Annotated in this window: 24 protein-coding genes and 1 tRNA gene; 12 read left to right on the top strand and 13 right to left on the bottom strand. The window is 66.2% G+C overall.

Annotated features, from left to right (window positions below; genetic code table 11):
• Positions 1 to 363: 363 nt before the first annotated feature.
• On the top strand, positions 364 to 1,158 hold the full coding sequence (locus C2R25_RS05945) for a response regulator (RefSeq protein WP_103728287.1): 795 nt from the start codon (positions 364 to 366) through the stop codon (positions 1,156 to 1,158).
• Positions 1,159 to 1,540: 382 nt separating this feature from the next.
• Here C2R25_RS05945 and C2R25_RS05940 read toward each other — a convergent pair whose 3' ends face one another.
• Positions 1,541 to 3,205, bottom strand: coding sequence for a CHASE domain-containing protein (locus C2R25_RS05940; RefSeq protein WP_103728286.1), 1,665 nt, complete (start codon positions 3,203 to 3,205; stop codon positions 1,541 to 1,543).
• A 265-nt stretch (positions 3,206 to 3,470) separates the two neighbouring features.
• Between C2R25_RS05940 and C2R25_RS05935 the strand changes: the two genes are divergently transcribed.
• On the top strand, positions 3,471 to 3,659 hold the full coding sequence (locus C2R25_RS05935; protein ID WP_103728285.1) for a NepR family anti-sigma factor: 189 nt from the start codon (positions 3,471 to 3,473) through the stop codon (positions 3,657 to 3,659).
• On the top strand, positions 3,652 to 4,203 hold the full coding sequence (locus C2R25_RS05930) for a sigma-70 family RNA polymerase sigma factor (RefSeq protein ID WP_103728284.1): 552 nt from the start codon (positions 3,652 to 3,654) through the stop codon (positions 4,201 to 4,203). Before C2R25_RS05935 ends, C2R25_RS05930 begins: the two co-directional genes overlap by 8 nt.
• A 175-nt stretch (positions 4,204 to 4,378) precedes the next feature.
• Here the strand turns inward: C2R25_RS05930 and C2R25_RS05925 are convergent, their stop codons facing one another.
• The 3 genes from C2R25_RS05925 to C2R25_RS05915 all read right to left on the bottom strand — a co-directional run bounded on the left by C2R25_RS05925 (position 4,379) and on the right by C2R25_RS05915 (position 5,925).
• The gene (locus C2R25_RS05925; protein ID WP_103728283.1) at positions 4,379 to 4,981 is read right to left on the bottom strand and encodes a superoxide dismutase; all 603 of its coding nucleotides are present in this window, start codon (positions 4,979 to 4,981) and stop codon (positions 4,379 to 4,381) included.
• Positions 4,982 to 5,255: 274 nt separating this feature from the next.
• Positions 5,256 to 5,540, bottom strand: coding sequence for a hypothetical protein (locus C2R25_RS05920; protein WP_103728282.1), 285 nt, complete (start codon positions 5,538 to 5,540; stop codon positions 5,256 to 5,258).
• A 115-nt stretch (positions 5,541 to 5,655) separates the two neighbouring features.
• Positions 5,656 to 5,925 carry a GlsB/YeaQ/YmgE family stress response membrane protein gene (locus C2R25_RS05915; RefSeq protein WP_103728281.1) on the bottom strand — a complete coding sequence of 90 codons (270 nt, stop codon included), beginning with the start codon at positions 5,923 to 5,925 and terminating at the stop codon, positions 5,656 to 5,658.
• A gap of 287 nt (positions 5,926 to 6,212) precedes the next feature.
• Here C2R25_RS05915 and C2R25_RS05910 point away from each other — a divergent pair, with 287 nt between their 5' ends.
• The 8 genes from C2R25_RS05910 to C2R25_RS05875 all read left to right on the top strand — a co-directional run bounded on the left by C2R25_RS05910 (position 6,213) and on the right by C2R25_RS05875 (position 13,527).
• Positions 6,213 to 7,910, top strand: coding sequence for an FAD-binding protein (locus tag C2R25_RS05910; RefSeq protein ID WP_103728280.1), 1,698 nt, complete (start codon positions 6,213 to 6,215; stop codon positions 7,908 to 7,910).
• A complete protein-coding gene (locus C2R25_RS05905) occupies positions 7,907 to 8,461 on the top strand; it encodes a CoxG family protein (RefSeq protein ID WP_158250621.1) in 555 nt (184 codons plus the stop codon). Before C2R25_RS05910 ends, C2R25_RS05905 begins: the two co-directional genes overlap by 4 nt.
• Positions 8,462 to 8,513: 52 nt before the next feature.
• Positions 8,514 to 9,263: an energy transducer TonB gene (locus C2R25_RS05900; protein ID WP_103728278.1), complete on the top strand. Its 750-nt coding sequence runs from the start codon at positions 8,514 to 8,516 to the stop codon at positions 9,261 to 9,263.
• 105 nt (positions 9,264 to 9,368) lie between these two features.
• A complete protein-coding gene (locus C2R25_RS05895; protein WP_103728277.1) occupies positions 9,369 to 10,256 on the top strand; it encodes a TauD/TfdA family dioxygenase in 888 nt (295 codons plus the stop codon).
• A 137-nt stretch (positions 10,257 to 10,393) separates the two neighbouring features.
• On the top strand, positions 10,394 to 10,855 hold the full coding sequence (locus C2R25_RS05890) for an Rrf2 family transcriptional regulator (RefSeq protein ID WP_103728276.1): 462 nt from the start codon (positions 10,394 to 10,396) through the stop codon (positions 10,853 to 10,855).
• 101 nt (positions 10,856 to 10,956) lie between these two features.
• Positions 10,957 to 11,133: a YezD family protein gene (locus C2R25_RS05885; RefSeq protein ID WP_103728607.1), complete on the top strand. Its 177-nt coding sequence runs from the start codon at positions 10,957 to 10,959 to the stop codon at positions 11,131 to 11,133.
• Between the two features lie 166 nt (positions 11,134 to 11,299).
• The gene (locus C2R25_RS05880) at positions 11,300 to 12,073 is read left to right on the top strand and encodes a sulfite exporter TauE/SafE family protein (protein WP_103728275.1); all 774 of its coding nucleotides are present in this window, start codon (positions 11,300 to 11,302) and stop codon (positions 12,071 to 12,073) included.
• A gap of 206 nt (positions 12,074 to 12,279) precedes the next feature.
• Complete coding sequence (locus C2R25_RS05875) at positions 12,280 to 13,527, top strand: nitrate/nitrite transporter (protein ID WP_103728274.1); 1,248 nt, start codon at positions 12,280 to 12,282, stop codon at positions 13,525 to 13,527.
• A 7-nt stretch (positions 13,528 to 13,534) separates the two neighbouring features.
• On the opposite strand, the gene C2R25_RS05870 is transcribed toward C2R25_RS05875, so the two are convergent.
• Both C2R25_RS05870 and C2R25_RS05865 read right to left on the bottom strand, forming a co-directional pair.
• Positions 13,535 to 14,731 (bottom strand): sulfotransferase, encoded by a 1,197-nt coding sequence (locus tag C2R25_RS05870; RefSeq protein WP_103728273.1) that lies wholly within the window; start codon positions 14,729 to 14,731, stop codon positions 13,535 to 13,537.
• Positions 14,732 to 14,743: 12 nt separating this feature from the next.
• Complete coding sequence (locus C2R25_RS05865) at positions 14,744 to 15,916, bottom strand: hypothetical protein (protein ID WP_103728272.1); 1,173 nt, start codon at positions 15,914 to 15,916, stop codon at positions 14,744 to 14,746.
• Positions 15,917 to 16,103: 187 nt separating this feature from the next.
• Between C2R25_RS05865 and C2R25_RS05860 the strand changes: the two genes are divergently transcribed.
• Positions 16,104 to 17,345, top strand: a complete 1,242-nt coding sequence (locus tag C2R25_RS05860; RefSeq protein ID WP_158250620.1) for a cytochrome P450 — start codon at positions 16,104 to 16,106, stop codon at positions 17,343 to 17,345.
• 7 nt (positions 17,346 to 17,352) lie between these two features.
• On the opposite strand, the gene C2R25_RS05855 is transcribed toward C2R25_RS05860, so the two are convergent.
• From C2R25_RS05855 to C2R25_RS05825, 7 genes are all read right to left on the bottom strand, one after another.
• Positions 17,353 to 18,345: a bile acid:sodium symporter family protein gene (locus tag C2R25_RS05855; protein WP_103728270.1), complete on the bottom strand. Its 993-nt coding sequence runs from the start codon at positions 18,343 to 18,345 to the stop codon at positions 17,353 to 17,355.
• A gap of 15 nt (positions 18,346 to 18,360) precedes the next feature.
• On the bottom strand, positions 18,361 to 19,299 hold the full coding sequence (locus C2R25_RS05850; protein ID WP_103728269.1) for an NAD(P)-dependent oxidoreductase: 939 nt from the start codon (positions 19,297 to 19,299) through the stop codon (positions 18,361 to 18,363).
• Positions 19,296 to 20,426 carry a glutamate 5-kinase gene (gene proB, locus C2R25_RS05845; RefSeq protein ID WP_103728268.1) on the bottom strand — a complete coding sequence of 377 codons (1,131 nt, stop codon included), beginning with the start codon at positions 20,424 to 20,426 and terminating at the stop codon, positions 19,296 to 19,298. The genes C2R25_RS05850 and proB overlap by 4 nt, the downstream gene beginning before the upstream one ends.
• 131 nt (positions 20,427 to 20,557) lie before the next feature.
• On the bottom strand, positions 20,558 to 21,613 hold the full coding sequence (gene obgE, locus C2R25_RS05840; protein ID WP_103728267.1) for a GTPase ObgE: 1,056 nt from the start codon (positions 21,611 to 21,613) through the stop codon (positions 20,558 to 20,560).
• Positions 21,614 to 21,785: 172 nt separating this feature from the next.
• A tRNA-Ala gene (locus C2R25_RS05835) sits at positions 21,786 to 21,861 on the bottom strand.
• Positions 21,862 to 21,992: 131 nt separating this feature from the next.
• On the bottom strand, positions 21,993 to 22,835 hold the full coding sequence (locus C2R25_RS05830) for a hypothetical protein (protein ID WP_233203777.1): 843 nt from the start codon (positions 22,833 to 22,835) through the stop codon (positions 21,993 to 21,995).
• Between the two features lie 159 nt (positions 22,836 to 22,994).
• Positions 22,995 to 23,729 (bottom strand): Bax inhibitor-1/YccA family protein, encoded by a 735-nt coding sequence (locus tag C2R25_RS05825; protein WP_103728266.1) that lies wholly within the window; start codon positions 23,727 to 23,729, stop codon positions 22,995 to 22,997.
• Positions 23,730 to 23,839: the final 110 nt, after the last annotated feature.

Genomic DNA, 23,839 nt, shown 5'->3' with positions numbered 1-23,839 from the left:
CCACGGATGCGCATATTTGCGGCGAATCGCGCGCAACGAAGGACCGGATGCCAAATTTTCTCGCCGGTCGGGAACAAACCGGCCTTTAAAAAAATTGAGGCCCCGTCCACCTTTGAAGGTGAGCGGGGCCTCCGGGATCGGATCACCACTGGTTTGCGGGGGGGGGTGGGGGAGCCAGTGGTGATACAGTGGGAACGTAGTCGCCCGCCGTTGGTTCCCCGGAAAGCGTCCTGCCGCGAAAAATTTTCCGGTTGCCCTAAACGCGCCACGGAGTCAGACAAACGACACCGGCCTTATGGCGCAAGGGCGCCTATCGACGTACAATCGGGAAGCCCGCTTCCCCATTAGGCCTGAGGAACTTGAATGTCCGTCTCTGATCAGATCGCGATCCAGCTGCCTTACCTGCGCCGCTATGCGCGCGCCCTTACAGGCTCGCAGCACTCGGGCGACGCCTATGTCCGCGCGACGCTGGAAGCCGCGCTGGCCGACCGTTCGCTGCGCGATGCCATAGCCCGCAGCCGCGCCGCGCTCTACGAAGCCTTCACCCGCATCTGGTCCACCAGCCATGTGGAGGAACCGGCAGGCGACATCGACGCAGGCACGCACGAGCAAGCGGCCCAGGAACGCCTCTCGACCATAGCACCCACGCACCGGCAGGCTCTGCTCCTCACCACGGTCGAGGAATTCTCGCGCGAGGACACCGCGACGATCCTTGGCCTCGAGGTGGAGGAGGTCGACGCCCTGGTGAGCCAGGCCATCCGCGAGATCGAAGGCGAAAGCACCACGCGCGTCCTCATCATCGAGGATGAACCGCTGATCTCGATGCAGCTGGAAGGCCTCGTCACCGATCTCGGCCATACCGTCGTCGGCACCGCCGCCACGCGCAAGCAGGCGCTGGAAATCTTCGAGCGTCACCCCGCCGGGCTGGTGCTTGCCGACATCCAGCTGGCCGACGGCAGTTCCGGCATCGATGCGGTCGAAGATCTGCTGAAGTTCGGCGAGGTTCCGGTGATCTTCATCACCGCCTATCCGGAACGCCTGCTTACCGGCGAACGCCCTGAACCCACGTATCTGGTGACGAAGCCGTTCCAGGAAACCACCGTCCGGGCGACGATCAGCCAGGCTCTGTTCTTCAACTCCACCCATCCGCAGGACTGATCCCGCAAGCCACCCGCTCGTCGCCGCTCCTCACCGGAGCGGTGGCGGGGCGGGCCTCGCCCGGGCTATCGCCGCTTCCTGTCCGGGACTGACTCGGACCCGCTGACCGGCTCGAAGCCGGGAACCTGCGGGGCGAAGCCGTTCCGGCGCACCGCCGTTGCGCAGATCGGCACCTCAAAAACAGACTGCCCCAGAGGTCTTCCTGCCAGACGACCTGCCCGCCCATGGCGCGAGCAGCGGCGAGCGCGAACATGCCAGTCGACCTGGCGGCAGATTGCCCGCGTCCCTTCTTCTACCCCTCAAAGCGTCCCGGAGTTGCAACGGCACGCTTCAGCCATCGCTGAAGGGAGGGACGGATCCGGCCGCCTGTCGGCGGCGGGTGTCACTTGCGCTCGTTGCGCAGCACGAACTCGCGCGAGGCGCGCACGGGAACCTTGAGCCGGCATTCGACGCCGCCCGGCTCGAACCGCAGGTCGACTTCGGATTTCAGTTCGTGCGCGACGATCTTCTCGATCAGGTCGCGCCCGAAGCCGCGCTTGCTCGGTTCGGACACGGGCGGGCCGCCCTCTTCGCGCCAGTGGAGTTCGGCGAGGTCGGGCGAGAGCAGCTGCCAGTTCACGTGTATCCGCCCCTCGATGGTGCTGAGGGCGCCGTACTTGGCCGCATTGGTCGCCAGTTCATGAATGGCGAGGCCCAGCGACATCGCATCGTTCGGGGCCAGCTTGATCGTCGGCCCGGACATCGAGACGTGGCTTTCATTGCCGTCCATGTAAGGGGCCAGTTCGGACTGCACGATGTCACCGAGCGCCGCGTTGCCCCAGTCGGACTGCGAGAGCAGATCGTGCGTGGCGGACAGCGCGCGGATGCGTGCGGTCAGGCTCTCGGTGAAATCGTCGATGTCGCGCGAGCGGCGCCGGGTCAGCGCCGCGATCGACAGGACGTTGGCGAGCGTGTTTTTCACGCGGTGATTGAGTTCGCGCGTCAGCGAGTTGCGGATCGAGGCCTGGCTCGTCAGCCACTCCAGCACCATGCGATCCTCTGCCGCGCGCTTGGTAATCAGGCGGCCGATCGCCATGACCATCAGCGAGGCCAGCGCGCCGAAAAACAGAGTGAGGCGCGACAGCGGCGAGAGGGTGTTGGACTTGCGGTCCCGGACCTGCACCACCCAGACGCGGCTGCCCACATCGATGCGCCGCTCCAGCGTGCGGCCGTCGGCGGATTCCGCCCGGCGCTCCGCCAGGAGCGTCTCGCTGTCGACATGGTCGTCATATATCGCCATGTCGATACTGTCGTCACGGTACAGCTCGCTTGCGGACTTGAGGAAGGTTCCGGCGCGGAACGGACTATAGACGAAACCGCGGGTGACCCGGCGGCCCTGTTCCATGGCGATGACGGGCATATAGATCAGGAAGCCGGGCGTACCCTCCCCCTCCTGGTCCTGTATCAGCCCGACCTTGCCCGAAACGATCGGCCGGCCGAGCTTTCGCGCCTTGTCGATCGCCTCCCGTCGCACGGGTTCCGAATACATGTCGTAGCCGAAGGCCAGCTGGTTGCCGTTGCCGTGTTCGGGCTCGAGGTAGACGATGGGGACCGCCAGATCCCGCTTGGTGCCGGGCTGGGGATGAACGAAGTAGTTCGGCACGCCGGATTCGTAGATCCGCTCTTCCAGATTGGGAATGTCGCGGGCACGCACCAGCGGCGCCCAGCCCATTCCGAGCGACCCATAGAGCCGTCCATCACCCTGCAGCTCGCTGCTGAGTTCGGCGAACTGCTGGCGGCTGACGGAGGACTGCCCGGCGAACATGGCGGAGGCGGCGCGCAGGAGCGCGGTGTTCTCGGTGATGCGGCGCTGAAGGGCGGACGCCGCCTCGGTGAGACTGCGGTCAAGTTCAACCGCGCGCGTCTGCTTGTCGGCGCGCTCGATCGCCATGACCGATACCGCCGTCGTTATGCTCGCGATCAGGAACAGCAGGAACGGCCAGCCACGCGGATACTTATGGAACCACGCCTGCTTCTGCACCCTGTCGAGCAGCGCCTGGTTAATCACCCCGCAACGTCCTGTACCCTCAAAATCCGTGACTTGCGATCACATCTGACCACAGGCACCGCGCTATGCCAACACTTTCAGAAAAGGGGAACTATGCATTGCGTCGATTGTTCCAGTTTTCAAAGGACGTCCGTTTCGCTTGCAGATCGGACGGGGCCCGTGCAGCGCCGTGACTTAGGCTGTTAGCCATAAGGATAATCGCCGCGCTCCGGGCTTGACCGGCTTCCGGTCTCGCCGCAAGTGTACTCGGGAAAGGGAGTTCGTGTTGAGTCAGCCCAATGGACGTGGTGCACCCGGCCAGATGATGCCGGGCCTACCGCCTGAAGTCCGCAAGGACGGTGAGCCCGGCTGGGCCGGGGGGTTGAGGAAGCTCTATAACTCCGTGGTGGAAGAACCGCTGCCGGACAGCTTCAAGGATCTCCTGAAGAAGCTGGATGACAGCGACGATGCCTGAGCGGATCACGCCGAACTCCACTGATGAAGGTTTCCGCAAGGAACTTCTCGCCGTCCTCCCTCACCTTCGCGCCTTCGCCCGCGGTCTCTCCGGCCGCTCCGACTTTGCAGACGATCTCGTACAAGAGGCCGCGATCAAGGCGTGGACCGCGCGGGAGCGTTACCAGGCCGGCACGAACATGCGCGCCTGGACCTTCGCGATCCTGCGCAACCACTACCTCTCCGAGCTGCGTCGGTCGAAGCGCCAGACGGACCTTGACGAAGGCGCGGTCGAGCGAATGCTTGTCATGGAAGCCGACCAGGAAGGCCCGTTGCACCTGGGCGACATGGAATCCGCCCTGCAGAAGCTCGCTCCGGAGCGCAGGGAGGCTGTGCTGCTCGTCGGCGCCTCCGGCTTCAGCTACGAGGAAGCGGCGGAGATCGCCGGCTGTCCGATCGGCACCATGAAGAGCCGCGTTGCCCGCGCCCGCGCCGATCTGGCCCGGATGCTCGATGGCGACCAGCCGCCGCAGCCCGTCGAAGTCCGGGCACGCAAGGCGGGCTGACCACCGGCTGCTCCTGCTGGAACGGAAGAGCCGCCACGATCTTCGCACAAACGAATGAAGCACAGGCGCCGCGCCCGCGAGGATGCGGCGCCTTGCCTTGCACGCGGCGCCTTTACGCGAAAGCCCCCGCAGCCTTGCGGCCGCGGGGGCTTCAACGATCTTCAGGCCATCCGGCTTACGAAGGGTAGACCCAGTCGGTGCCGCGGTCAAAGTTCTCGGACGCGAACTTCCAGTTCAGAATGTTCTCGAGAACGGCCTTCACGTAGGCGGGGCGCTTGTTCATCTGGTCGATGTAGTAGGCGTGCTCCCACACGTCGACGGTCAGCAGCGGGTTCACGTCCTTGACGAGAGCGCTGTCGGCGTCGTGGGTCGAAATGACCTTGAGCTTGCCGCCATCCACGACGAGCCAGGCCCAGCCGTTCGAAAAGTGATTGATCGCCTCGTTCGAGAGCGCTTCGAGCAGCGCGTCCATCGAACCGAAGTCGGCCGTGATGGCAGCGGCAAGCGCCTCGCTCGGCTCGGTCTTCTCGGGGCTGAGCGAGTGCCAGTAGAAGCCGTGGTTCCAGGTCTGCGCGGAGTTGTTGAACAGCGGGCCCGACGAGTTCCTGGCGATTTCCTCGACCGGCTTGCCTTCGTTCTCGGTTCCCGCGATCGCGGCGTTCAGCTTGTCGACGTACGTCTTGTGGTGCGCGCCGTGGTGGATTTCCAGCGTCTTGCTCGAAACGTGCGGTTCGAGCGCGTCCTGCGCGTAGGGCAGCGGCATCAGGGCAATGGTCATGGCTTGTTTTCCTGTTCAGGTTATCGAAGCTTGGCTGCACCCCCGGCCTGCGCCGGAGCTGGAGAACGTACGCGCCTATTTCTGACGAGCCGCCCCACAATTCAAGCGTGCAATAGTGCCATTTTCACATTGGGCACAATTAGGCAGGCGGCAGACGCGAAAAAGGATGGCGGGGTTACCGCCATCCTCTCCCGTGGTCGTCCTCGTTCTGCAAGGGGGTGGCGAACGAGGGCAAGCCAACCTTGGCCGGCGTTGAAGCGCAGCCTTGGCAGGATCAGGGGTTCTGCTTAGCCTCGTCGGCCGCTTCCTCGAGGGCGTCAGCCTTGGCTTCGCCGGCATCCTCAACGGCGTCAGCCTGGTTCTCGAGGGCATCAGCGGCAGCACCACTGGTGGCGGCGGCCTGGGTCTCAAGCGCGTCCGCAGCAGCGTCCGACCGTGCCTCCACCGCGTCTGCGGCCTGTTCCGTGGCGTCGTCCGTGGGATTGTTGCAGGCGGCGAGTCCGAGAGCCGCCGACGCGACCGCGATCATGGCCAGACGCGAGGTGGTATTGGCTTTCATGGCTAGAGATCCTTTGTCCCTGTTACAGTTTCAGACGCGTTCATTCAGATCAAGGGCAACGCGCGTACCCCAATAGGCCGGGCAGCGATGCTGCCCGGCCCTTGCCGTGGGGCTCTTAGCGAACCGAGCCGCGACGGAAGAGGTTGACGATCGCCAGCAGGATCACGGCGCCGAGGAAAGAGGCAAAGAGCGACAGGATGTCGAACGAGCCACTGGTGATCGGCGCGCCGCCGATGAGCGGAGTGATGATGAAGCCGGCGATCACGGCGCCGACGATGCCGACGACGATGTTCAGGAAAACACCCTGCTGGGCGTCGGTGCGCATCAGAATGGATGCGAGCCAGCCGATGATACCGCCGACAAGCAGAATAAGAAGGAGGGTCATGGGTTCGTCTCCGGGATAGCGTGTTCTGAACCCATAACAAGCAGTGGAACGCAAGGTTCCGCCCTCCCCTCCACCGCTTGTCGCAACGCAGTTCCATTACGCTGCGGCGATTGAGCGTATGGCGATTGAAACCCTGAAGGTGCTTAAAAAGCCGAAGGAAAGCTGAAGGCGTCCAGGAGACGCGGAAATTACCAGTAGCGGTTGAAACGACAAAGGTGTTAAAATACACTCGCGCCGTGCAAAGGTCCCGCCCAAGAGGAGACCGGCAGGCTGGAGAAGATGCGTCTATGCTCGATAACACTCCCCGAAAGTGGGACGCCGAAACCGATTTCGTGTCGATTGGGTCCGGAATTGCCGGTCTCTCCGCTGCCATAACGGCCCGCGACCAAGGCCTGGAGGCGATGGTGCTGGAGAAATCCGTACTCCTTGGCGGCGTGACGGCCCTGTCGATGGGTGAGGTCTGGGTGGCCGGGAACCATCACGCCGCTGATCTTGGCCTGGAGGACAGCGCGGAAAGCGGCTTCCGCTACCTCCAGCGGCTTTCGATGGGATACGGCGCCGATCTCGCGATCCTCAACAAAGTCGTTCACGCCCGCGAGGCGCTCTCCTATTTCGAGGACCGCATCGGCCTCAGGATGGAGGTGATCCGTGACTGTCCGGATTACTACTACGGCCACAGCAACGATGCCGTGGCCGAGGGCCGAATGCTGGAGGTGGAGCCGTTCCCGGCCGCAACGCTGGGGGAGTGGCAGGCAGGCACCCGTATTTCCCCGCAGATGCCCTATGGTCTGACCCACCACGACATGTTCGCCGCAGGCGGTACGGCCAATATCGTGAAGTGGGATTTCGGCCGTATGGCGGACCGCCTGACGAAGGATGAGCGCTGCCTCGGACCCGGCTTGGCCGCCTACTTCGTCAAGGGCGCCATCGATCATGGCGTCACGCTTATGACCGAGACCGGCGTGGAGGAACTGATCGCCGACGGCTCGCGCGTCGTCGGTGTGCGGGCGGTGCGCGACGGGCGGGACATCTTCGTCAGGGCACGGCGTGGGGTTCTCGTCTCGGTTTCCAGCTACGAACGCCATCAGGGCTTCAACCGCACGCTGGGACAGCAGCTGGAGCTTGGATCGATGGTGTTCTCGACGGTGGACGGCGCGAACTTCCGGCTCACCAGCCCGCTCGGCGCACGCATCGCGCGCGTGCCGGACATCACTTCGCTGGGTTTCACCATCCCCGGGATGGAGGGGGAGGATGGCCAGCCCCTCTGGAACAGCGCGCTGCCCGTAATCGGCCAGCCGCACACGATCGTCGTCAACCGGGCGGGAAAACGCTTCGGCAACGAGGCGTTCTACCGCAGCTTCTACTACACCATCGACCAGATCGACGGCTCGAACCAGACGCACCCCAACTTCCCCTGCTGGGCGATCATCGACAGCCAGGCGCGCGAGAAGTACCCCTTCGGCTCGATCATGCCGGGCTCGGACTGGCCGGAAGGATTCGGAGCGCAGGCCGATACGCTGCGCGAGCTGGCACAGGTCATCGGCGTCGATCCCGACGGGCTGGAAGAGACCGTGGCGCGGTTCAACCCGAATGCCGAGCGCGGGGTCGATCCGGACTACGGGCGCGGCACGCATCCATGGAGCACCTGGATGTGCGGCGATCCCTACCACAAGCCCAGCCCCGTGCTCGGTCCCCTGCAAGAGGGGCCATTCCACGCCGTCCGGCTGGAGCGGATGGGCGGAACCGCGATCAGTTCGTCCGGCATCCTCACTGACATGCACGGGCAGGCGCTCGACTGGAACGACGCGCCGATACAGGGCCTCTACGTCGCCGGGAACTCGCAGGCCCGGATGGAAACGGGCGCGGTCATGCAGTCGGGCATCTCCAACGCCCGGGGCATGACCTACGGCTGGCTGGCGGCGCAGCACGCGGCCGGCAGACCCAGCGACCGGCTGGCGCGCGAGGCGGAGCGAATGGGCCTGTGATCGAGACGAGCCAGAGCGTCCGGGTCGCCGCCCCCCTCGAGCTCGCCTGGAACTATGCTCGCGACGTGGATCGCTGGGCGCAGATCATGCCGGGCTACCAGGCCTGCGAGATCACCGATGCGGACAACTCTGTCTGGACGCTCAAGGTCGGGGTCGGCGGGCTCGTGCGGACGGTGAAGGTGGCGGTGCACGTCACCCGCTGGGCGGGCCCGCAGGAGGTGGACTTCGCGTTCCGCCTGCTGGGCGATCCGGTCGAGGGGGCCGGCTCCTACCGTGCGGCGGCCGACGGAGACGGCACGGCGATCACGCTGGCCGTGCAGGTGCGCGGGTCGGGGCCGATGGCGCCGATGTGGGAAGCGATGGGTGGCCCCGTGCTTCCCCGTTTCGCCCGCAGCTTCGCCGAGGACCTGAAGGCGCGCATCGAGGCGGAGACAGGCGCAGCCGGAGCCGCCCCGCGATCAGCCGGTGACGATGCGCGGGCCAGCGCCTCCGGGCCTTCGGTTTCCCTGATCGCGCGCATGCTGGCCTGGCTGCGTCGGCTCTTCCGGTAGCGCGCAACCAACCCGCCGTTCTTCGGGTTCTCCTGCCGAGGAGACCCGAGAAGTGTACACGTCCGCCCGCGACCGCGTGGTATCCGCGCTCGCATCACTGCTGATCGTGGCAGGCGGCGTGGCCGCGCTGGTGGCCGGGCTTGCCGCTCAGATGACGCCGAAAGAACGGCGCGAGGCGCTCGCCGCCGTGCTGCCGCTGCGCAACGAACCGGAGGAGCCTCGCCCGAAGGAGACCCCGGCCAAGGCGCGCTCCACCGCCGCGAAAGGGCGCCCTTCGCCCCCGAACCTGCGCAACAAGGCCACGCAGATCGTCGCCCCTCCGGCCAGGGTGCCCCCGCTCATCGTGCCGCCGCCCGTCGTCACCGCGCCCAGGGCCGGAACCGGCGCAGCCGCGCAGAGCGGCGCCGCGGATCGCGCCGGCCCGGGACAGGGGGCCGGCGGCATCGGCGACGGCGATGGTGGCGGGGGTGACGGGAACGGCGACGGCGAGGGTGACGACGCCCTCACCCGCCCGGAGCAGATCCGCGGACGCCTGCGCTTCTCCGACCTTCCGCGCGACCTGCGCGAGGGCAAGACCGGCGGCGAACTCAAGCTGCGCTACCGCATCGGCGTGGATGGCCGGGTGAGCGACTGCCGCATCCTGGTGTCCAGCGGACGCCCCTCGCTCGACGCCACGACCTGCCGGCTCATCACCGAACGCTTCCGCTTCAGGCCATCCCGGAACAGCCGCGGAGAGCCGGTGCCGGCGATTATGGTGGAAACGCACGGCTGGTACTTCGATCCAGAGGAAGATCTGCCCTGAGGCGCCGTGCACCGCGCTGTTGACGGTTTACACAGGTTCGGGATTGGCGCACACTGTACACCTGTACAGCACCCGGCAATCGGGGCCTGCGGAGAGGAGCCTTTCGTGACCATCAGCGTGAACGCCATCAAGCCGCACATCGGCGGCATTATCGACGTTTCCCCCGATCACCTTCTTGACGACGAGACAATCGAGGCCGTTCGCCGGGAACTGGAAATGCGCGGCGTGCTGGTGTTCCCGCAGATCAACGTGTCGGACGAATTGCAGCTCGCCTTCACCGACCGGCTGGGAGACCGGGTGAACTTCACGCGTCAGGTGCCCGGTTCGGACGCGGAAACGCCCGACGTCTACAAGATCACGCTGGACCGCAGGCTCAATTCGGAGCCGGACTACGTGCTCGGTACTTTCTTCTGGCATATCGACGGCATCACGATCGACCAGCCGCTGCCCAAGGCCACCGTGCTGTCGGCGCGCAGGCTGTCGGACACAGGCGGTGCCACCGAGTTCGCCAATCTCTACGCGGCGTGGGACCACCTGCCCGAGGACGAGAAGCGCGAGTACGAGGGGCTGACGGTCATCCATTGCGTCGAGGCTGCTGTCCGCCCGGTCCACGGCCATCCGAGCGAGGAGCGCCGCGCCCGCTACAAGGCCATGGCCGCGGTCATGGAACAGCCGCTCGTCTGGACCCATGACGACGGGCGCAAGTCGCTCCTGCTCGGCACCCATGCGGACGGGATCGTCGGCATGCCCGGCGCGCACGGACGCGCCCTCCTCGCCCGGCTTCAGCAGTGGGCCGCGCAGCCGGACTTCGTCTACACGCACAAGTGGCAGGAGGGCGACCTCGTGATCTGGAACAACCAGGGCCTGATGCACCGCGTCGTCCCTTACACGGACGAGGGCCGGGTCATGCATCGCACCACCATCGCGGGCAAGGAGCGCCCCGGCGTCGCCGCCGACCCCGCAAAGGTCGATCGCATCTATCAGGTGGCGTGAGCCAGACCGCCTGAAGGGCAGGCGGCCGGCGCCGGCACAATCCACCGGCCGCCGCCCGGACCGGCGGCGCTCCGGGTTGACGGCGCGACGGAGATTGGAGCAAGTGAGGGCCCCCCACCCTTGCGAGTGATGCGCCGATGCTTTCGCAGAAGACCCGATATGCGATCCGCGCCATGCAGCACCTCGCGGACAAGTACGGCCAGGGGCCCATACCCCTGACTGACATCGCCGAGACGCAGAACATCCCGGCCAAGTTCCTCACCGTCATCCTTTCCGAACTCTCGCGCTTCGGCATCGTCGCCTCGCAGCGCGGCAAGGATGGCGGATACTGGCTGGGGGTTCCGCCGATCGACATCACGTATGGCGACCTCATCCGGATCATGCGCGGCTCGCTCGCGCTGGTGCCCTGCGCCAGCCGCTTCGCTCACGAGACATGCAAGAACTGCGTCGAGGAGAAGGACTGCCGCACCCGCGCCCTGATGCTTCAGGTGCGCGACGCCACCGCCAGCCTGCTCGACGGCGTGCGCCTGTCCGACCGCATCGACCCCGTGCCGGCGGCCGAAGGGCTTGAAAGCGCCACGGGCCCGGACATGGGCTGAACTTTCGGACCTGAAAGTAAAGCTTCGTGCTTCTCCCCATTGTCAACCTCAAAACTTGACAATAGGCATGTGGCATTCGTCCCGCAGGAGAGGAGATGCGCATGCGAATAGCAAAGCCGAACGAGCCGAATGTCACTGAGCATCCGCTGCTCAACGAAGGCGTGCAGCACGTCATCGAGGCGCTGCAGCAGCTACGCTTCGGTGTCATCCAGCTCACCGTCCACGATGGCAAGCTCATGCAGGTGGATGTGACCGAGCGCCGCCGCTTCAACCACTGAGCCGTTGCAGGGGTGCCGATACCGCCGGTCCACCGGCGGATCCTGCCCCGGTTGGCGGCTTGCCGCTCGCCTCACCGCCGAATGCACCGGCCGGCGCCTTCTGCTCGGCAACAGCCAGGCCACCAAGGTCGAGACCTGATCCAACCCTGCCCCGGGAGGAGTACGAATGCTAGATTCGCTGCCGACACTGGCTGAAATCGCCCCCTTCATCGCCATCGGTTTTGCCGCACAGATCGTTGACGGTGCCCTTGGCATGGCCTTCGGGGTGATCACCCAGACCCTGCTGGTCAGCGTCGTCGGCGTGCCCCCGGCCGCCGCATCGGCAAGCGTCCACCTGGTCGAGCTTTTCACCACCGGCACATCGGGCATCAGCCATATCCTGCACCGCAACGTGAACTGGGGGTTGTTCCTGCGGCTCGTTCCGACCGGGATCGTCGGGGGCGTGACCGGGGCTTACGTGCTTTCCAGCATCGACGCCTCGGTCGCCAAGCCCTACGTGATGATCTATCTCACCGGGATCGGCATTTACCTGATGATCCGCGCGATCCGCATGCGCAAGCCGAGCTTCGAGGACCCCCGCTACACGGCGCCCCTTGCGCTGGCCGGAGGCTTCCTCGACGCGGCGGGCGGCGGCGGCTGGGGTCCGGTCGTCACCTCCAACCTGCTTGTCCAGGGCGGGGAACCGGCCAAAACCATCGGTACGGTCAATACCGCCGAGTTCCTGCTGACCCTCTCGATCTCCGTCGCCTTCATCTCCACCATCGGCCTCTCCGCCTTCACGGCGGCAACGGTGGGCCTCATCATCGGCGGCGTCGTGGCCGCGCCTTTCGGTGCCCTGTTTGCCAAGCGCATCAAGCCGCGCGCGCTGCTGATCGCCGTCTCTGCGGTGCTGATCGCCACCAGCCTGTTCAGCATCTGGAAGGCCTGGCCGGTCTTCTGATCCCGCCGACGACGCCCGCGACCCCTGCCGTTTTTCAACCGCCACGGCGGCAGGAGAACCTCGTCCCGCACACGTAACCGCCGTGGCGATCTTACGCCTCGCGCGTCCCGAAACGGCGGTGTTCCGGCGCCGACCCGCTTTGACCGGGGACGCCGGGGTGGCAAGCTGCACGCCCAGACAAAAAAGCCGTGCGGAGAGAAGAAGCCTTGCGTTATCTGTCGGAAATCCTCGCGGCCTGGCGCCCCTTGCTGGCTGCCGGCCTGGGCATGGGCACGGGCATGTCCATCATCGGCACCATCACCAGCGCCATTGCACCCTCGCTTGTCGCGGACGTAGGCTGGTCCAAGGCGCAGTTCGCAATGACCGGGATGCTGGGCATGCTGACCGCCCTCGCGATGCCCTTCATCGGGCGACTGGCCGATGTCGCGGGCGTGAAGCTCACCGCGCTGATCGGCATCGTCGCCATGCCGCTCGCTCTGCTCGGCTTCAGCTTCAACGGCGGCTCCTTCGGCGTCTACGTCGCCGTCTTCGTGTTTCAAAGCATCGTCTGCGTCACCACCACCGCAACCGTCTACACCCGCCTTGTCGTCCAGCACGTTATCCACGCAAGGGGCCTCGCCCTGGCCATCGTCGCCTGCGGCCCCGCGCTCTTCAGCGCGATCGGCGGGCCGGTCATCAACGCCTACGTCGAGGCGAACGGCTGGATGGCGACATACCAGATGCTTGCGGTGTTCACGGCGATCGCGGGCGCGGTCACCTTCCTGCTGATCCCGTCGTCGCACGCGGCAGCGACCGTGGACGCCCCTGCAGGCGCCTCCGCCCGGCGAGAACCGAAACGCTCCGCGCGTGAGGATTACCCGCTGATCTTCCGCGAACCCGCATTCTGGGTGCTGCTCGGCGCCATGTACCTGTGCAACCTGCCGCTCACACTGATCCTCGTGCAGCTCAAGATGCTCGTGCTCGATCAGGGCATCACGGGCGAAGGCGCGTCGATCATGTTCACGGCGCTTGCCGCCGGCATGCTGCTGGGCCGCTTCATCACCGGCGTCGCTCTCGATCGCTTCGCCCCGCAAGTGGTCTCCTTCTTCACGCTTGGCCTTCCCGGGCTCGGCCTCTTCGTGCTGGCAACGGACCTTGACGCCGCCTGGATCGTCACCGCCTCCATCTTCAGCCTGGGCTTCGCGGTAGGTGCCGAGGGTGACATCCTGGCCTTCCTCGTCGCGCGGCACTTCCGGCCCGCCATCTACTCGAGCGTGCTCGGCCTGCTCACCGGAGTCTGTTCACTGGCAGCCGCATCGGGTGCGGCGCTGCTGAGCTGGACCCTCGCCAGCACAGGTACCTTCAACACCTTCCTGGTGACCACCGGGACAGCCGTGTTCGTCGGGTCGCTACTGTTGCTCATGCTGCGCGGAGCGCCGCATGAAGAAGCGGCGGGAGAGCCGGTCCCGGCCTGAGCCTCACTCAGGCGAGAGAGGCACGTTCAAGCAGGTCGTAACGCGCGATGTAGTCCCCGAACGGCGCGCGCGCTTCGTCTGCCGTCATGCCGTAGTCCTCGATGGCATAGCGATGGACCCCGTGCCGGAGCTCCGGCTTCTCCTCTATCCGGCGGAGCAGTGCGGCGCGTGTGGCTTCCGGGATGTCCATGCCGATGAAGCGGTAGATCGCCTCCACCGTCTCCATGGGCCGCGCGTGGAAATCGGCGTGGACGACGTCCAGCACCTGCCCCGGGTGGCGGGCGCGCACGGCCTCGCACTTGCGGACCGCCTGCGCCCACTTCGCCACTTCGCGCCGCAGGAGGTTCTCTGCCCGCTGTTGCGTGCGGTCGGGCTCCGTCAGCCCGTTCAGGTTCATCAGCAGGGACACGAGGCTGGGGATCGCCTTCCCCGGATCGCGGTGCGTCTGGATCACGCGGGCATCGGGGAACACCGCCAGCAGCAGATCCAGATGCTCGATGTGCCCGGGGTTCTTGAGGAGCCAGCGCCGATCCGGATCGTTGAGCCCGATCAACTGCACGCAGCGCGCGTAATGACGGTACGCCTCGGCCTCGCTCTGGCACTGCCACCAGGCGTCGTAAGTGGCCGCCGACCACGCGCAGGACCAGAGGTTCGACACGAACGACTGGCGCAGCACCATGCAGCATTCGTGCACCTCCTCCGCCGCACGGAAGTGAGCCGCCTTCGCGCCGGGCACGGCCGCATACTGCGCGTCAAGCGCGGCGACGGTGCTGCGGTACTGTGGGTAGCGCGCCCACTCCTCCATCGGCGGACGCGGCATGGGGCTGTCGAGCAGCCATGTCTGCAGCCCCTGGAACCGCGGGTCCACCGCCAGCAGCCGGTGCAGCGCCGTGGTCCCGGTCCGCGGCACGCCGGTGATGACGACCGGCGAAAGCACCGGCCTTGCATCGAACCCCGGGTTGGCCTTCATCGATGCGATGGCCTGTGCCCGCCCGCGCAACACGCCCACGACCATGCCCCAGGCGATGCGCCGCCCCTGGTCCGAGAAGCGGGGATCGTAGTCCATCGACTGCAGCAGCACGGTGAGACCGGACAGGTAGTCAGCCGGACCGAAATCGTGCAGCCCCGTTTCCGCGCTGACCAGATCGTGGAGCTGGTCGCGGGAATGGCGGAACGCGGCGGGGGGATCGTAGCGCACGTCCATCGGATCGCTCCCTTACCACCGGCGCCGGCGCTGGCAGGCGACGGCGCGGCGACGGATCTCTTCGGCCCGCTGCCCGGGCGTGACGACCGGCGTGTCGGCGGGCAGATGCGCAGGCAACTCGGCAAGCTTTACGCGGGTGATCGTCGGGACCGGCTCACTGTCGCAGTCGTACCAGCGGCCATAGATGCCACCCTCATTGTACCCGGCAGGATCAAGCCAGTTCGGCACCCCGGGGTCGGTCAGCGCAATAACGCCGCGAAACTTCCCGTCGCTCGAAAGCGTGGCCATGGCACCGTTCGTGCTGCTCAGTCGGTACACGTATTCGAGCGCGTTGAAGTAGGGGTCGTTGAGCTGGACATTCCAGTACGGCGCCCGCGCCGGGATCTCTGTTTCAATGATGAGCGCCTCGTCGTCATCCAGCTGGAAGCAGGCAGGCCAGTAGGTCTGCTTCACCAGCGCGCCGGGATAGCGCACAGGCTCGAATACGTTGAAGCCCACCCGGTCCTTCACGCCGTTCTGCATGGGATAGTAGAGATCGGTCTTGCGGCGCGGCAGCTTCGCCATTTCAGTGATGCGGTGCAGGATCTCCTCCTGCGAAAGGCGCGGCTTGGGGGGGACCGGATCCAGGCACTCGATGGACAGCACCGGGTCCACCTCGGTTTCCCAGTCGTACATGCGGTACCGGGTGAAGAGCCCACGCGCGGATCGGTCAATGGGCGCCCAGTGCCCTTCGTAACCCGCCGGACGCTCCGCACTGAAGATGATCGAGAAGTTTTCACCCAGCCCGATCCCCAGGTCGTTGGTGTCGCACTCCCGGTGGCCGCTGGGCTGCGGCATCGTATCGACCGTGCCGGAAAGCGCCGCCTGCGAGGTGAACGAGAGGATGCGGCAGGTGCCCCGGTTTCCCGAGACACGGTAAGTGAGATCGCCTCGGATGGGGGATTGCACGTAGATGTCGTCGGGGTTGGGCTGGAGCGTGTAGACGGGGTTCCACAGCGGCGCCCAGTCCGGATGTTCCGCATCGGCATGGAAGTACATGAAGTAGGCGTAGGACAGGCTCATCATCGTCTGTCGGCAGACGTCGGCGCGATAGGCCGGGTCGTCGGGTCGCCAGGTGTTCCGCAGGTTGCCGATGGCCCCTTCGAGATCCGCGAGATACGGGAGGAGATCGCGCTCTGTCTGCATGGAAGCCTCGGCAGTGAAGGTCGTTGATGCCGTTATGGTAGTCAGCACTATCTATGTTCGCCATCCCCGGGAATATCGCTCCGGCGAAAAAGGCTCCTTCGCTTGTCGGTTGGCGACAGCGATTGTGCCGGTACACTGTGAGCCAGTGAGTCTCGCTAAGAGACCGCCCGGAGAGAGGACCACCGCCATGGCCACCACGGCACAGCGCATCGAAGATCTCACGCTGTTTCACCTTCCCGTCGAAACGGCCGCGTTCGCCGAGGCCCCCGATCCGTGGCTGGCCAAGGCGCGGGAGCAGCATCCCTGGCTCGCGACGAGCACCATCGGCCCGGTGCTCACCTCCTACCGCGCCATCGACGAGATCATGCGGATGGACGACGCGCTGGCGATGCCCGGCGCTGAAATCGCCGAGATCATGGGTGCGAAGGGAACTGGCTGGGGGGACTTCGCGGAGGAGATGCTGCTGGTGCGCCACGGGGCTGACCACCAGCGCCTGCGGTCAAGCGTGAGCGGCGCGTTCGGCCCTAACAACGTCAAGCGCATGCGCCCGGTCATGCGTGAAACGATCGCGGCCCTCCTCGACGAGTGGGCACCCCGGGGCACGTTCGATTTCACCGAGTTCGCCGCCAACTTCCCGGTCCGCATCATGTTCGCGCTCATCGGCGGCGACATCGCGAAGCTCCCGGCGATCATCTCCTCGCTCGAAGTGCAGGGCACCAGCTTCAACATGGTCGTCGAGGATACGCCACGGATCGAAGCCGCCTACCAAGTGCTCTGGCGGTTCGTGGACGACCTCATCGCCGAGCGCGGACCGGAGGGAGGACACGGCGACCTCCTCGACGATCTCATTGCCGCAAACACCGGGGGGAACATCACGGACAAGGAACTGCGGCAGATGCTCGTATTCCTGTTCGGCGCGGGTTACGACACCTCGAAGAACCTGCTGACCCTGCTCATGGACTCCATGATCGCACACCCCGCCATCTGGAAGCGGTGCGCGCAGGACTTTGACTACTGCCGCAAGGTCGTGCGCGAGCAGCTGCGCCTCACCAGCCCTTCCAATACGTACCGGGTCACTACCCGGGACGTGACGTGGCAGGACGTCACTATCCCGGCGGGCACCATGCTGCTGTTCCCGCTCGGCATCTCCGGGCGCGACCCGGAGCTTTTCGCGCGTCCGCTGGAATTCGACCCGGACCGGACAGACCGCACGGCGCCGCTGGCTTTCGGACGAGGCATGCACATCTGCCTCGGCCAGTTCCTCGCCCAGGCCAACGTCGAAGAGGCGACGCACCTCATCGCCCAACGCATCACCAACCCGCGCCACGCAGGCCCACCCAGCTGGCGCAGCTTTTGCGGCGTCTGGGGCATCAAGTCCCTGCCGATCGCGTTCGACCCCGCTCCCGCACGGGCGCACCAGCCCGCCTGACCCAGGGTCAGGCGGGTGCGGTTCCCTGCTCCGCCGCCTCCCCGGTGGTTGCGGCGAAACGGCGCGCCAGGACGGCGCAAACCATGAGCTGGATCTGGTGGAAGAACATCAGCGGCAGGATGACCGCGCCCACCTGCGCGGCTGGAAAGAGCACGCCCGCCAGAGGCACCCCCGTCGCCATGCTTTTCTTGGAGCCGCAGAACAGGAGCACGATCCGGTCCTCCCGCGAGAAGCCAAGCGCCTTGCCGATGGCCACCGCCGCGCCCATCACCACCGCCAGGAGGGCAAGCGAAAGAACCGCGATCAGCGCCAGCTCCTGCAGCGACACCTTCTGCCAGAGGCCGTCGAGGACCGCCGCTCCGAATGCGGTATAGACGACCAGCAGAATCGATCCACGGTCGACGTAGCCCAGCATCGCCTTCCGCCGCGTGACGAAATCGGCGATCCACGGCCGCAGGAGATGGCCCGCCAGGAACGGCAGGAGCAGCTGAACCGCGATGCTCACGATCGGATCGGTGGAGAAGCCCTGGCTCTTGCCGGTGATGAACAGCGCGGTGAGCAGGGGCGTGATGAAGATGCCCGCGAGGTTGGAGAAGGAGGCGCTGCACACGGCCGCCGCTACGTTGCCGCCGGCGATCGCCGTGAAGGCGATGGAGGATTGCACGGTGGAGGGGAGCAGCGTCAGGAACAGGATGCCCGTCCCCAGCGAAGGCTCGATGCCGGGAATGGCCTGCACGGTCAGCCCGAGGACGGGGAACAGCACGAAGGTCGTGGCGGCAACCGTCAGGTGCAGCTTCCACGCCTTCGCCCCGGCCACGATGGCCTCGCGCGAAAGCTTGGCGCCATGCAGGAAGAACAGGAGGGCAATGCCCAGGTCGGCCGCCCGACCGACCACCCCGGCCCACACGCCCTGCGCCGGCAGCACCGTCGCCAGCACCACCATACCGATCAGCAGCAGCAGATAGGGATCGAGATAGAACCGGTCGAGCAGGCGCTTCATGCGGGGATCACGCTCCTACAGCCACTTATGCTCGCGATACCACTGCGCCGTGGCCTTCAACCCCTCGCGCGTTTCCACCCGTGGTCGCCAGAGCGTCGCAGGCGGTGCCGCTTCCGGCGATACCACCCAGTCCGGGTGGCTGAAGTACGCCGCCCGGTCGAGCGTCATCTTCGCGCGGGAGCCACGGAAGAAGCCGTCGATCCGTGCGCTGCGCTCCAGCATGGAGGGTGACAGGCCGATCACGCGGGGGCGCCTGCCCATGGCCCAGCCGATGGCCAGGCCCAGCTCGAAATGCTCCCATCCCTGCGGCTTGCCGTCGTCCGGCTCGAACACCTTGCCGGTCACGGCGAGTCCGCCAGGCTCCAGTGCGACGAGCAAGCGGGCCAGATCCTCGACGTGGATCATCGAGGCCCGGCCCTCCCGCGGCATCGGGATGAACCCCCAGCGCGCCGCGCGGAACAGCTCGAACATTTCCTTGTCGCGCGGCCCGTAGATCGCGGGTGGGCGAACGATCGTCCAGTCCAGCGGGCTGGCCATGACGATCTTCTCCGCCCGCGCCTTCGAGGCGCCATAGGCCGACAGGTCCGGCTCACGCGCCGAGAGGGAAGAGACATGCACGAAGCGCCGCACGCCCATGCGGACAGCCGCCTCCACAAGGTTGAGCGTGCCGGTGACGTTGCCCTCCTCGAACGCGGCCGCATCCGGAGCATTGACGACGCCGGCGACGTGGATGACCGCTTCGGCACCGCCCACCAGCTCGACCAGCGAGGCCGCGTTGCCCAGTTCGCCACCGATCCACTCGACATGCGGGCGCTCGGGCTGGGTGCGCCGCGTCAGGGCGCGGATCGAAAAGCCCGCATCCACCGCCGCATCGAGCACCGCCTGCCCGACGAAACCGGTCGCACCGGTCAGCGCGATGACCGGCCTGTGCCTCAGGGATGGCCGACCGCTCATTTCAACACCATCTGGTCGCGGTGGACCACGGCGGAGCGCGGTGCATAGCCCAGCACGTCCTCCTGTTCACGCGAATGCAGGCCAAGGATCGCGACGCACTCACCGGCCGCGTATTCGGAAAGGCCATGCCCCAGCACCCTGCCCTCCCGATCCACGATCGCGACCGCGTCACCGCGTGCGAAGATGCCTTCTACCGCCGTCACGCCCTTGGCGAGAAGGCTGGAGCCCCGCTCCAGTGCCGCGGCAGCGCCGTCATCCACCATGATCTCCCCCTTGAGGCGCAGACGCCCGCCCAGCCATGCCTTGCGCGCCGCGGCCTTGCGCCGGGGCACGAAGAGCGTCCCGATACCCTGGTCGATGATCCGGGCCACGGGCCGCTCATGCTGGCCGTTACCGATAACGAGGCAGATGCCTGCAAGCTCCGCGATTTCGGCTGCCTGCAGCTTCGACACCATACCGCCGGACCCCATGCCGGAGCTGGACTCGGGACTGGCCATGGCGCGCACCTCTTCTGTCACACCCTCCACCACCGGGATCATCCGCGCGCCCGGGAGCCTGGGATGCCGGTCGTAAAGGCCGTCGATGTCCGACAGCAGGACAACCGCGCTGGCCCCGGCGGCCTGCGCGACCCGTGCCGCGAGACGGTCGTTGTCACCGAAGCGGATCTCCTCGGTCGCGACCGAATCGTTCTCGTTGATGACGGGAACCGCGCCCGCATCCAGAAGCCGTGTCAGGGTTGCGGTGACATTGAGGTAGCGGCGGCGATCCTCCAGATCCTCCAGCGTCAGCAGCATCTGCGCCGCCGTCAGGCCGTGCCGGCCCAGCAGCTCCGCCCAGAGACCCGATAGCGCGATCTGCCCCACGGCGGCGCTTGCCTGCGCGTCGGCGAGGCTGCCGCGCCCCCCTCTCTCAAGCCCGAGAGTCGCCGCGCCCAGCGCGATTGCGCCCGAAGATACGACGATGACGTCCTGGCCGCGCGCACGCGCCTCCGCGATTTCGCCGACCAGCTGCGTGATCCAGGCGCGGCGCACGCCATCCGCGCCGACCAGCAACGCGGACCCCACCTTGATGACAAGGCGCGGGGCGAGAGCGGGATCGGCGAGGTCGGAGATTCGGGCTATGGGCATGGGAACGCCAGCCTCTAAGGGAAAGCGCAAGTTGAGGAAAGCGCAAGGTTGGTCGGTCCAGGCCGCGTCCGGCCCGCCTCGCCGTCACAGCAGGACGCGCGGCAGGCCGACGACGCGACGGACCCGGCCGATCAGATCGGCGACCAGGGCTTGTCGTCCGCGTCCTCACGCTCGCCCTCGGGGCGTTCGGTGACGGTCGCGGCAGGCAGGTAGTCGATCACCGCGTCCAGCAGCTTCGAGATACCCTTGCCCGTAGCGCCGGAAATCGGGAACACCTCGTCCGCACCCGCCTTCAGCAGTTCGCGCGCGTAGTCTTCCGCCAGCGCGTCATCGACGAGGTCGATCTTGTTCAGCGCGACAAGGCGCGGCTTGTCTTCAAGCCCGCCACCGTAGGCCTCGAGCTCCTCCTCCACGATCTGCATCGCTTCCACCGGATCGGTGTTCGAGATGTCGATCAGGTGGACAAGGACACGGCAGCGCTCGATGTGACCGAGGAAGCGGTCGCCGATGCCCGCGCCATCCGCCGCGCCTGCGATCAGGCCGGGAATATCGGCGAGGACGAACTCGCGGTGCTTGTGCGTGACCACGCCCAGCTGCGGGCGCAAGGTGGTGAAGGCGTAGTCGCCGACCTTCGCCTTGGTGTTGGACAGCTTGTTGATGAAGGTAGACTTGCCCGCGTTGGGCATACCCACAAGGCCGACGTCGGCAAGCAGCTTGAGCCGCAGCCACACCCACATTTCCTCCGCAGGCATGCCCGGCTGGTGCTGGCGCGGTGCGCGGTTGGTGCTGGTCTTGTAGCTGGCGTTACCCCGGCCGCCGAGTCCGCCTTCGAGCAGGACGACGCGCTGGCCCGCCTCGGTCAGGTCGGCGAGCACCGTTTCGCGATCCTCGTCCGAAATGATCTGGGTGCCGACGGGAACCTTGATGACAAGGTCCTTGCCCGCAGCGCCGTTGCGGTTCTTGCCCATGCCATGCCCGCCGCGCGGCGCCTTGAAGTGCTGGGTGTAGCGGAAGTCGATGAGGGTGTTGAGACCGGCGACTGCTTCGACCACGATGTCCGCGCCCTTGCCGCCGTTGCCGCCGTCGGGGCCGCCGTATTCGACGTACTTCTCACGCCGGAAGCTGACGGCACCCGGGCCACCGGCGCCGGCGCGAATGTAGATCTTGGCTTGGTCGAGAAAATGCATGGTCCGTCGCCTTTGGCGCTGTTCCTGGCGCCCTGATCGCGACCGGTCCCGGTCGCTGGTGACGATTTCCCCGTCGAGCGCCGCTGGCCGCAGATAAACAAAAAACCCGGCCGTGTCGCGGGCCGGGTGGTGCCCGGCTCTTCCGGACATGCCTGAAATTCTGATATACTGGTGGTGGAGCCGAGGGGGATCGAACCCCTGACCTCGTCATTGCGAACGACGCGCTCTCCCAGCTGAGCTACGGCCCCGTTCCAGTACTCAAGCCCGCCGCGTCACCGCACCGGGAGCGCTCCTTTAGCGAACAGCGGCGGCGCGCGGAAGTCCAAAAATGCATGGCGCGAGAATCGACATTCCCGCGCCACGCGGTCTTGTCACGGCCTCACTGCACCGTCGGCAGCGTGATCGTCGGCTGAACGGCCTGTGGCTGCGCCGGCGCCTGCGTCACCGTCTGGGCCTGCGACAGTGGCTGCGGCTGCGGCAAGGTTTGCGTCGCCACCGGGGTCGGCACCGGACCGGCGGAGGCCTGTCCCGAGGTAGGCCGCACGATGATCAGCCCGTTCGACCCGTACCGCGACTGCCAGGCGGCGAGATCGGCGCGGTACTGGTCGTAAGCGTCGAAGAACGCCTTGAACGGCGCTTCGAGCTTGGCCAGCCCGGTGTAGGACCACGCCTCGAACTGAGTGGGATCAACCGTCATCAGTTCGGCGCTGACTTCCATCGCAGCCTTGCAGAAGCCGGAATCCACCGGCGGCAGCGAGAAGAAGTTGTAGACCTGCGTCTGATAGGTTTCGCGCGCCACGATGGCGGCACGGCCGGTGTGCTGCGTGCGGAAGCTGGCGTCGATCTCGTTGCTCGCGCGGTCGAGCGACTGGTCGTAAACCGTGAGGAAGCGCTTGTAGCCGTCAAGAATCGGCGTGTATTCCGCCTCGACGCAGTTCAGCGCGGCGACGTTGTAGGCCGACCGGAAGTTCCACACCGTCTGCGATGTGGAGATGCCGCGGTTCACGGTCTGGCGCGTGCCGTCTTCCGCCTTGGGCGGCGTCACCATGTTGAGCGGCGCGCCCATCGGCGGCGCCGGCATGGGTGGAATGACCACCACGGGCGGCGGCGGCGGCGGGGGTGGCGGCGGCTTGGCGCACCCGGCCAGAGCCGCGAGCGTAACGGCGACCGCCGAGCCCGCCAGCAAAGAAAGGCGGCGGCGCCCCTGCTCGATCACCGTCATCTCATTCCCTTGGTTCACCGATCGTTCTCCATCAGGTGGACCACGAGGTCTAGCGTCACGTCGGCACAAAGAAAATGCCCGGTGCGATGAAACGCACCGGGCATCGCAGCTATCCCCGAACTGGACTGTGGATTACTCCGCCAGCCCATCGTTTTCGGGTCAGTCCCGCTGGCCGAGGAAGCTCAGCAGGAACTGGAACATGTTGATGAAGTCGAGGTACAGGCTCAGTGCGCCCAGCACGACCGCCTTGCCCACGAAGTCCGTTCCGCGAAGGTGGAAGTACTGGTTCTTCAGCATCTGCGTGTCATAGGCGGTCAGGCCCGCAAAGATCAGCACGCCCAGCACCGAGATCACCATCTGCAGCACGCCCGAACCCACGAAGAGGTTGATAAGCGAGGCGACGAGGATGCCCACGACACCCATGATCAGGAACGTGCCGAAGCCCGACAGGTCCTTCTTCGTGGTGTAGCCGTAGAGACTGAGACCGGCAAAAGCTGCGGCCGTCGCGAAGAAGGTGGTTGCGATCGACGTCATCGTGAAGACCACGAAGATCGTCGAGAGCGACACGCCCATGATTGCGGCGAACGACCAGTAGAGAGCCTTGAGAGTGCCTTCGCTGAAGCGCTGCGCACCGCCGCTGATCGCGAAGACGAAGCCGAGGGGGGCCAGCATGACCACCCACTTGATCGGCGACTGCATCATCTGCAGCGCGTAAGGCGCGAAGAGCAGCGCGACGATGCCCGAAAGCAGCACGCCCGAGGCCATGTAGTTGTAGATCGACAGCATGTGCCGACGCAGACCCGCATCGTAGGTGGTCCGGCCGGCGGTACGCCCGTCGAGGCTCGGAGACGCACCGAAGCCCGAACGGGGCTGGGGGTCGTTCCAATTCGCCATTTCTAACTCCCTTCAGCGGAAAGCCTGCACAATGCGGTTCCGCTCTGAAGTGAATATCGCGCCGCCCCCCGAAAGTTTCAAGAAGAACCGGACCCAGTCATTTGTGACAA

Source organism: Novosphingobium sp. HII-3 (assembly GCF_002916655.1).
GTDB lineage: Bacteria > Pseudomonadota > Alphaproteobacteria > Sphingomonadales > Sphingomonadaceae > Novosphingobium > Novosphingobium panipatense.
This window is presented reverse-complemented; position numbering and strand designations above follow the sequence as displayed.